Below are 2,019 nucleotides of genomic sequence, written 5' to 3' on the forward strand. Positions count from 1 at the left end.
TAAGAGCATGGACTCGGGAAAGAAACTCCAAAAAAGCGACGATCAATTGGCAGTTTACCAATGGGAAAGCCAGGATTAAATTGAAACGGTTATATCCGTCATTATATGATTAACATAACACTAGTACTAGTGATGCTGCCTATACATCCGATGCAAATACAGTTCTCCTAATGCATTTTGATGATTCCGCAGCACCGCCAACATATATTTCAGGAAATGGTTTAACTGGCTCTACAGGTGATGATCCAGACTTCGACTCAAATAATTATGTCTCATATGGCGATCTTTCTCTCCCAGTAGAACTGACCTATTTCACCGGAAAATCCACTTATAAAGGCATCACCCTAACCTGGGAAACCACCTCTGAGTTTGAGAATCTGGGTTATGCCATTGAACGTCGTGAGGGTGATTCACAGCAAGCCAAAGTCATGACCAGCTACCTCAAGAATCCTGCTCTGGAAGGTGCCGGTTCTACAGCTGAAACCAGTCAGTACAGTTGGACCGATACGCAAGTAAAACCTGGGTATACTTATCATTACACCCTCACAGATGTGGATTATCAGGGACAAAAAACCAGTCATAAAGCGCTCGATGTAACCTATGTCCAACCTGATAAGAATCTGAAGCCGACTGCGCTTACCCTGACTGCTGTTTATCCGAATCCATTTAACCCCAGTGCCAACATCAATTTTAGTCTGCAGGAGCAGACCGAGCTGAGCATTGCGGTTTTCAATTCACGGGGACAAAAGGTCGCCACCATTACTGAACAACAGACCTTCAGTGCCGGTGATCAGAGTGTGAGCTGGATCGCAGCAGACCTGCCGGCAGGAATCTATTTCATTAACCTGCAGTCCGCCCGGAATTCCATCACTCAAAAAGTGGTGAAACTGAACTAAACCTTGCCCACCATGGGTTAGATATAGGGGTTTGTCATTTGGATTCATTTTGTGGCAGACCCTTTTTTGATTGAAAATTGAAAATTGAAAATTGAAAATTGAAAATGGAATTTGGGATATGGCGCAGAGGGGTATAGAGTATAGGGGCATTGCTTATAATCTGCGAATATCTGTGTAATCTGCGGATAGAAAATTAAACATAACACAATGAAAAATCTGCTCATCATATTATCCCTCATGATTGCCAGCACGGTTCTGGCGCAGAATCAGTATGGTCTGAGCTTGGATGGGGGTGAATCATTTTATCTCAATGATGACAGCAACAACAGTCTCGACCTAAGCTCAACCTGGACCCTGGAAGCCTGGATCAAGGTCAATAGCTACAATAGTTCTGACTTTGAATGTATCATGGATCGTCGCACCGTATTTTCGTTCTACCTCATCGAGGACACCGATTCACCAAGTGGTGATTATGCAATCCGCTTTGTCACTCGGGATGCTTCTGATAACCTGGGGCGAAGCCTTCGTTCCGATACGCATACGGAGAAAACCATGTCACTGGGTCAATGGCATCATGTTGCGGTCAATTATGATGGATCCACCGCCCGGCTCTTTGTGGATGAAACTGAGGTGGATTCTGACACGGATAGCGGCTGGTCTCTTTCAGCAAGTGTGAAATCATTAAATATTGGGGGTCGCTACTGGGGCAGCTATAGTCGCCAGCTTAGCGGAGCCATCATTGATGAAGTCAGAATATCAAATAACACACGCGCACTCAGCGATCAACAAACCAACAATGGCGATGTGCCGTATACCGAGGATGCCCATACCATTGCCCTCTTTAATTTTGAAGATGCTGGTGATCCACCTACTTACGCAACGGGAACCGACAATTCGGGTACCGTCGGGGATGATGATATTACCAGCGCGGATTATGTGGATGTGAGCGAATCGCTTTACCTGGAGAATCGGGCACCGGAGATCGCTGCAATTGCTGATCAAACAATCGATGAACATACAGCCTTCACTGTAGCAATAAGCACCAGCGATGTGAACTACGACGATCTAATACTTCATGTCCTTGAAGTTGCCGGACATGCTGTGATCAGTCACACCGATACAA

The 2,019-nt window shown here is 45.4% G+C and carries 2 protein-coding genes; both read left to right on the top strand.

The window, feature by feature from the left end:
• Positions 1 to 170: 170 nt before the first annotated feature.
• A complete protein-coding gene (locus U9Q77_11880; GenBank protein MEA3288056.1) occupies positions 171 to 896 on the top strand; it encodes a T9SS type A sorting domain-containing protein in 726 nt (241 codons plus the stop codon).
• 207 nt (positions 897 to 1,103) lie between these two features.
• Positions 1,104 to 2,019: LamG domain-containing protein (locus tag U9Q77_11885; protein MEA3288057.1), on the top strand; the 916-nt coding region annotated here is incomplete at its 3' end.

The organism is Candidatus Neomarinimicrobiota bacterium (genome assembly GCA_034716895.1).
Lineage (GTDB): Bacteria > Fidelibacterota > UBA8477 > UBA8477 > JABMPR01 > JABMPR01.

Excerpts from the sequence above, each read along its gene's own strand:
- U9Q77_11880 (MEA3288056.1), top strand. The coding sequence starts at position 171 with ATGCATTTTGATGATTCCGCAGCACCGCCAACATATATTTCAGGAAAT.